Raw genomic sequence first — 7,637 nt, forward strand, 5'->3', positions numbered from 1 at the left:
CTCTGCCTGATCGACGAGTTCTTCGACGCCGCGCCGACCGTCGCAATCCTCAAGCACACGAACCCTTGCGGTGTCGCCTCCGGCACCTCGTTGGCGAAGGCCTATGCAAGTGCCCTTGCAACAGACAGGCAGTCGCCGTTCGGAGGTATCGTAGTCGTGAACCGGCCGCTCGATATGGAATGTGCGATGGCAATCGACAAGGTGTTCACAGAGATCATCATCGCGCCGGGTTTTGAAGACGGCGTTCTGTCGTTCCTGCAGGAAAAGAAGAACCGCCGAATCATTCGCTCGAAGAAGCGAGCATCCAAGGATCGATCCCTTGACACGCGGAGTGTTATCGGCGGTGTCCTCGCTCAGCTGCGCGACCCAGTGCTCGAGTCGACGAGCGCGCAGACGAAGGAATACAGGGTCGTCACGAGCCGAGAGCCATCGGAGGCCGAGATGCGTGACCTTGACTTTGCGTGGCGCATTGTCAAAGCCGTCAAGAGCAACGCGATCGTGTACGTCCGCGACCAGGCAACCATCGGTATCGGTGCCGGCCAGATGAGCCGAATCGACGCCTCCGAAATTGCGATTTCAAAAGGACGGAAATCTGAACTCGATTTCACCGGCTGCGTCGTAGCGTCGGATGCCTTCTTTCCCTTTGCTGACGGGCTCGTCGCGGCGGCGGAGGTTGGAGCCACCGCAGCTATTCAGCCGGGCGGTTCCATAAGGGATGAAGAAGTCATAAAGGCCGCCGATAATCACGGTGTAGCGATGGTCTTCACGGGTCGAAGACATTTCCGTCACTGAAACCGGTTGCGCCCCAAGTAGTCTTACAGGCACCCACCGCCGATTCATCCCCGTAGTCCTAGCATGGGAATCTTCAATTTTGCCACCGATGCGGCCATTGACCTTGGTACGGCCAACACCCTGATCTATATCAAGGGTCGAGGTATCGTTCTCAATGAGCCCAGTATCGTCGCTCTTCATCGCTCAACGCGCAAAGTGATTGCCATTGGTCACGAAGCCCAGCAGATGCATGAGCGGACACACCGTGAAATCGAGACCGTATGGCCTCTCAAGGATGGTGTAATCGCCGATTTTGAGGTCGCCGAGCAACTGATTCGGGGGCTTATTCGCAAGGTCCAGAACAGTTGGATCACGTCCATTCGTCGGATGGTCATCTGTGTGCCGAGTGGTATCACGGAAGTCGAAAAGCGTGCAGTTCGGGACTCGGCAGAACACTCAGGCGCACGGCAGGTGTACCTGATCGACGAGCCGATGGCCGCCGCCGTGGGCATCGGACTCAATGTCCAGGAGCCGGTCGGCAACATGATCGTCGACATTGGAGGAGGCACTACGGAGATCGCGGTCATCGCCCTCTCCGGAATTGTGATAGACGAATCGATCCGAACGGGGGGCAATGAGCTCGACAGCGCCATCGTCCAGTACTTCAAGAGAAATCATAACCTCCTGATCGGCCAGCGCACAGCCGAGCGTATCAAGTGCGAAGTCGGGAGTGCCGTTGAACTCGATCCGGAGCTCGAAGTCTCTGTGAAAGGCCGAGACCTTGTAAGCGGTATCCCGAAGATCCGCACCATTTCTTCGGAAGATGTGCGCGAGGCATTGCGGGAATCCGTAAGCCAGATCGCCGCCGCCGTGATTCGCTGTCTCGAACGAACGCCACCCGAACTCGGGTCGGACATTCTTGAGCGCGGGATCATGCTTACTGGAGGTGGTGCGCTCCTGAAGGGGCTGGACACCCTAATTCGCAATCGGGTCGATCTTCCCGTCTACATCGCCGAAGATCCCCTTACGGCTGTCGTACGCGGTACGGGTGCAGTCCTTGAGGACCTGGAAAAGCACAGCCGCGTTCTTTCGTAGACGATAACCGGCAAAGCCCGACGGAACATGATCAAGCTATGGGACAGGATCGGCGACTGGGTCATCCTGTTCTGCCTTCTGGTCATTTCGGCTCTTCTTCTGCTCTCGCGAAACGAGCCGGCCGTGCGCGGCCTGCGAGCGAGGTCACTGGAAGCGGCGGCTACCATCGAAAACAAGGCCGCATGGATCGGGGACTATCTGACGGCCCTCGAGGAGAACAGCCAACTCCGATCCGACAACATCCGGCTCTCCAGCCAGCTCGCCCGTTCCCGCGAAGCCGCGATCGAAAACGACCGGCTGCGACGACTCATCGGCCTGCGTGATACCATCGGCACACCAACTCTGGCGGCCGAAGTCGTATCCAAGGTCCTAACACGACAACGGAATCTGTTCACGATTGCCGTCGGGCGTCGCGACGGAGTCGAGGCCGACATGGCGGTGGTTGACGATCGCGGAATTATCGGCAAAGTGGTCCTGGTAAGTAATCGGTTTGCGCGGGTGATGCCATATCTGAACACAGAGCTGCGAATCCCGGCTAAAGTTCAGCCAAGCGGTACACCCGGCATCGTGCGCTGGGATGGTGACCGCCGCGACCGGCTCATCATGGAACATGTCGTCAAGACCGAACCGGTCGAACGGGGACACCTTGTCGTTGCCAGTGGATTCTCGCAGGTCTTCCCGAAGGGCTACCCCATCGGTCGGATTGACTCCGTGCTCGTCCGGCCCGGTCGCATCGAACTTATTCTTTTTGTCTCTCCGATGTCGGACATTGAAAAGGCAGAGCATGTATTCGTTCTGCTGAACCGGCCAGATCAGGAGCGAACTCAAATTGAAGCAGAAAGCACTTTCTAGTTCCGGACACACGTCTCGTTGTTCGGCATATCGCCGCTTTTTCGGCGTAATCGTCTTCGGAATCTACGTTGGAGGGTGCAGCGCCCCCGCGGCGACACGCGTGGATCACGCGCCGTTCTTATCTCCTGCGGAAGTTCGGACGCTCGCGATGGGCGTCGATTCCGTTCTTGTTGATTCGATTTTTATTGGCGGTATCTGGTCGGTCAAAATCAGCGATCTGACAACAGGTCGAACTCTCTTCTCAAGAAATGAGAATCTGAATTTGCTTCCGGCATCCAACGCCAAGTTGTATACAACCGCGGCCGCACTTGACCAACTCGGAGCCGACTTTCGATTCGTCACGCACCTGGAAGCGCTCGGAGACGTACGGAATGATACGCTTCATGGCGACCTTGTCATTCGGGGTTCAGGTGACCCATCGTTCAGTCCTCAGTTCCAGGACGGCCACGCGCTTCGTCCACTTGAAGCATGGGCGGACTCACTTCAGGGAAAAGGAATAAGCGTCATCACGGGAGATGTCATCGGTGATGACGACCTCTTCGACGACGTGCCGCTCGGAGCCGGATGGATGTGGGACGACGAGCCGTTTGAAGACTCGGCTCAGATTTCCGCCCTTTCATTGAACGACAATTGCGTCGACGTTACGGTCCGGGCAACCATTCCCGGGCAACCCGCGGAGGTATCGTGGAAGCCCGACTCAACGGACTACGTGGTGATGTTTAACCGAACCGTCACCGTGAGTGAAGGGGACGAAACCCGCGAATCCTATTTTCGGGAGCGGGCCTCCAATCGCATCGAGGTGCTTTCCGAGGTTGCGATCGACAGCGAGGACTCCGAGTGCATCAGCATCGAGAACCCGACACGCTTCTTCGCGCATCAACTGCTGGCGGTTCTGGGCAGGGACGGGATTCGTGTTCTCGGCAATCCGGTAGACATAGACGATGTGGCGGATCCGGGTGCCCTCTCGGGAGAGCGCAGAATTGTCGCGACATACACCTCCCCCCCGCTGTCCGAACTCGTCGCAGCGGTCAATAAGCCGAGCGATAATCTTCACGCCGAGCTCCTGCTGCGTAAGCTGGGCACTGAGTTTCCCGTGGCCGATTCCAGTCTGACACCTGGCTCTGCGCGAATGGGTGCAGAGGCTGCCGCCAGAACGTTCGCCGCGGCGTCCGTGGACACCAGTCGCATTCGACTGTCAGATGGTTCGGGGCTCTCGCGCTATCACCTCGTAAACACGGCCATGACTGCGAGTCTGCTTTCCTACATGTGGCGCCATCGCGATCAGGCCGTTCGAAACGCTTTTATCGAATCACTGCCGGTTGGCGGAGTTGACGGGTCGCTGCGGTCCAGATATCCGGATGGTGCGGCGCGGGGTAATGTGCGCGCCAAGACGGGAACGATGACGTCCGTCAGCAGCCTTGCCGGTTACGTCCGCACATCGTCCGGTCGACCACTCGCGTTTGCGTTCATGTGCAATAATTACACGTCGCCAACCTCTGCTGTACGACGTGCGCAGGACCGGATTGTAACGCGCCTGGCAGATCTCCCGTGACGACATTCGGCGAAAACGGCATCTGTCGACCGTTTCGTCTGTGATGAATATCCGGTCAGCAGGAAGACATCCCAACAGCAAAACCGTATTTTATCAGAAGTCGCCCCTGGAGTCGTACAGGATAGTTTTCGATCGGTTAGATGGGGCGGCCGCGAAGAGAAGTCGATTTCCTAGGCGGAATAGTTGTGGAAGCTCAAGTCGCTCCCGGTTTAGAACCGAACGCCCGGATTCTCCGCTCGACCACCGTTGTCGGTGTTCGTCGCGCAGGCAAAGTCGCGCTTGGGTCCGATGGCCAGGCCACGATGGGCACGACCGTCATGAAGCATAACGCGCAGAAAGTGCGCTCGCTCTATGACGGTAAGTTGCTGGCCGGCTTCGCGGGTGCAACAGCTGACGCATTCACGCTGTTCGAGAGGTACGAGGAGAAGCTGCAGCAGTATGGCGGCAACATCACCAGATCTGCCGTTGAATTGGCGAAGGACTGGCGAACAGACCGATATCTCCGGCGACTGGAGGCCTTACTCGCCGTGGCGGCTCCCGAACGCCTGCTCCTGATAAGCGGGACTGGCGACGTAATCGAACCCGACGACGACATTGTCGCCATCGGATCCGGTGGTCCGTACGCATTGGCTGCAGCACGCGCCCTCATGTCCACGCACGATGAGATGTCCGCCCGGGACGTCGTCGAGAAATCACTTTCAATTGCCGCAGACATTTGTATCTACACCAATCACAATCGAACGATTCTTGAGCTGGAGTAGTGGAGACGAATTGACAACCTATCAGTAAGATGCGCACAAACAAGTATTCCGCCACGAGTGGCCCCCTTACGCGTGCGGCCATGCTCATTGACTACAGCAGCCTCTTCAAGTCCGTCGAAACCAGGACCGGAAAGACGTGCTACCCGGATGAGGTGATTCTGGAGATGATCGCTGAGCTGAGGCGACATCTGCAAAGAGATTTCGGATGTGAGGTCGGGCACTGCCGGGCTTACGCCGACTTTTCCCAGCTCGGAGATCACGCCGCCCACATCCAGCGCGAGCTCGTGCACAATGGAATCGAGACCCGGTTCGTCCCGACGACTATTCAGTCCAATGCGCCTGAAAGCGTATTGAGTTTCGAAACCGGTAAACTTCTTGGTCGGCATGCCGACCAGACGACGTTCGTCATCCTGACCGGGCAGCGTGTTTATCACGCACTCGCAAATGTTCTGGCCCAGCACGCGAGACAGGTCATTGTTCTGCCCGTCGGCATGGATGGCGAAGTGAGCGACCGCGACGTGCATCCGCGAGTGCGCTACGTCAGCGCGTCCTTGCTGCTAAGCGATGCGATCAAAAAGGTGTCGGGTACCGAGTCGATCGAGGGCCTTGACGAAGGGTTTGAGTCGGTGCTGACGGGATCAGATCGATCCGCCGTGGAGCACACGGTCGTGACCAACCCCGTGTGCAAGCGAACGCTGGAAATTGTCCAGAGGTATTTCGGTCAGTACGACGAGGTATATCTCACTCCCCTTCTCAGAAAGCTGTCGGAGGAGTTCGACGAACCCGAATCCGACCCCAAGACCGTCATCAACGAGCTGGAGGAATCGGGCGCCGTCTGGCTGGAAAAACGACGCGGATTCCCGTACGACTACACGGTGTTGATTATCGATACGGAGCATCCAGATGTGCAGACTCTACGTGCTGCGATGCCCGCAGAGGCCGAGAAGCCCGGGGTCGACATCGATATCGTAGAGAGCTATCGCGAAACGGAGCCGGCGTATGGCGACGGAGGAACTTCATCGGTTGAAATGGATACCGACTGACAAGCGATAGCAAGCACGGTGCTTTCTGATACAACCGGCCTGCGACTCGGGCACTGCGCTGCATGCGCGTCTCCGTCGCGGGCCGTCCTACGTTAACTCCTTCCTATGCAATCCAACGGCATCACGAACGCGAATTCCTCCGATCTCGCGTCCAGACATGAGCTGACCCCTCGCCAGATTGTGGCGGAGCTCGACAAGTATATCATCGGGCAGGGCGACGCGAAGAAGAGCGTGGCGATCGCGCTACGAAACCGATGGCGTCGACTCAACGCGCCTGAGGAGATGCGGGACGAAATCATGCCGAATAACATCATCATGATCGGGCCCACCGGCGTTGGAAAAACAGAGATCGCTCGACGACTTGCCCGTCTGGCCGGTGCGCCGTTTCTCAAGATCGAGGCAACCAAGTTTACGGAGGTCGGGTACGTCGGCCGCGACGTCGAGAGTATGATTCGCGATCTGTGCGACATCGCCATCAGCATGGTCCGCGACGAGCATACGGAGAGCGTGCAGGAACGAGCACGTTCGATGACGGAAGAACGGATCCTGGATCATCTTATACCCGCTTCAGGAAGCTCCGATACCGGCACTGGTTTCCTCCTCAAGACGACCGAGACTGGGACCGAGAATGATGCGGATCGCGACCTGAGGGAGCGAACCCGCGAGAAGTTTCGGGAGAAGTTGCGTCGCGGTGATCTGGACGAACGCGAAATCGAAATCGAGGTGACAAGCGACCAGTCACCCATGCTGCAGGTGTTCGGCCCCATGGGAATGGAAGAAATGGGAGTAAATCTGCAGGACCTTTTCGGAAATCTCGGCGGGCGCAAGCGGAAGAAGAGACGAGTTCCTATTGCTGAGGCCCGAGAGCTGCTGACTCAGGAGGAGGCGCAGAAACTCATCGACATGGACAAGGTCACCCGTGAAGCAATTCAGAGAGTCGAGCAGTCCGGCATTGTATTCATCGATGAGATTGACAAGGTGGCGTCCCGCTCGGCATCCGGTCGGAGCGGACCCGATGTCTCCCGGGAAGGCGTGCAGCGTGATCTCCTTCCGATCGTTGAAGGATCGGCCGTGATGACGAAGTATGGAATGGTGAAGACTGACCATATTTTGTTCGTCGCCAGCGGAGCATTTCACGTGTCAAAGCCAAGCGACCTGATCCCCGAATTACAGGGAAGATTTCCGATTCGGGTTGAACTAACCTCGCTTGACGAGGAGGACTTCTTCAAGATTCTGATGCAACCCAAGAATGCGCTGCTCAAGCAATACCAGGCGCTCCTGAGGTCAGAAGGCGTGGAAATCACCTTTACGGATGATGCCGTCCGGAAGATTGCGGGCATCGCGGCCGAAGTCAACGAACAGATCGAGAACATCGGGGCCCGTCGACTCCATACAATCCTGACGACACTGCTCGAGGACATCCTGTACGATGTACCAGACAGCATGGATCTCGCGGAAATCAATATTGATGAGGCGACGGTCACGACGAGACTCGCTTCGATCGTCGAGGACCGGGATCTGAGTCACTACATCCTTTAGCCCCGCAGGCCTCATGCCTAGCGC

The 7,637-nt window shown here is 57.7% G+C and carries 7 protein-coding genes; all 7 read left to right on the forward strand.

Annotated features, from left to right (window positions below; genetic code table 11):
* Nucleotides 1-792, forward strand: a 792-nt coding sequence (gene purH / locus HKN37_03970) for a bifunctional phosphoribosylaminoimidazolecarboxamide formyltransferase/IMP cyclohydrolase (GenBank protein NNE45797.1), incomplete at its 5' end; no start/stop codon positions are given.
* A 63-nt stretch (nt 793-855) separates the two neighbouring features.
* A complete protein-coding gene (locus HKN37_03975; GenBank protein ID NNE45798.1) occupies nt 856-1,866 on the forward strand; it encodes a rod shape-determining protein in 1,011 nt (336 codons plus the stop codon).
* A gap of 27 nt (nt 1,867-1,893) precedes the next feature.
* The gene (gene mreC / locus HKN37_03980) at nt 1,894-2,718 is read left to right on the forward strand and encodes a rod shape-determining protein MreC (protein ID NNE45799.1); all 825 of its coding nucleotides are present in this window, start codon (nt 1,894-1,896) and stop codon (nt 2,716-2,718) included.
* Complete coding sequence (gene dacB, locus HKN37_03985) at nt 2,696-4,270, forward strand: D-alanyl-D-alanine carboxypeptidase/D-alanyl-D-alanine-endopeptidase (protein ID NNE45800.1); 1,575 nt, start codon at nt 2,696-2,698, stop codon at nt 4,268-4,270. The genes mreC and dacB overlap by 23 nt, the downstream gene beginning before the upstream one ends.
* Nucleotides 4,271-4,410: 140 nt before the next feature.
* Nucleotides 4,411-5,031: an ATP-dependent protease subunit HslV gene (gene hslV, locus HKN37_03990; GenBank protein ID NNE45801.1), complete on the forward strand. Its 621-nt coding sequence runs from the start codon at nt 4,411-4,413 to the stop codon at nt 5,029-5,031.
* Nucleotides 5,032-5,060: 29 nt separating this feature from the next.
* Complete coding sequence (locus HKN37_03995) at nt 5,061-6,074, forward strand: hypothetical protein (protein NNE45802.1); 1,014 nt, start codon at nt 5,061-5,063, stop codon at nt 6,072-6,074.
* 105 nt (nt 6,075-6,179) lie between these two features.
* Nucleotides 6,180-7,613, forward strand: coding sequence for an ATP-dependent protease ATPase subunit HslU (gene hslU, locus HKN37_04000; protein NNE45803.1), 1,434 nt, complete (start codon nt 6,180-6,182; stop codon nt 7,611-7,613).
* The last annotated feature ends 24 nt before the right edge of the window (nt 7,614-7,637 follow it).

This window comes from Rhodothermales bacterium (assembly GCA_013002345.1).
In the GTDB taxonomy this organism is placed as follows: domain Bacteria; phylum Bacteroidota; class Rhodothermia; order Rhodothermales; family JABDKH01; genus JABDKH01.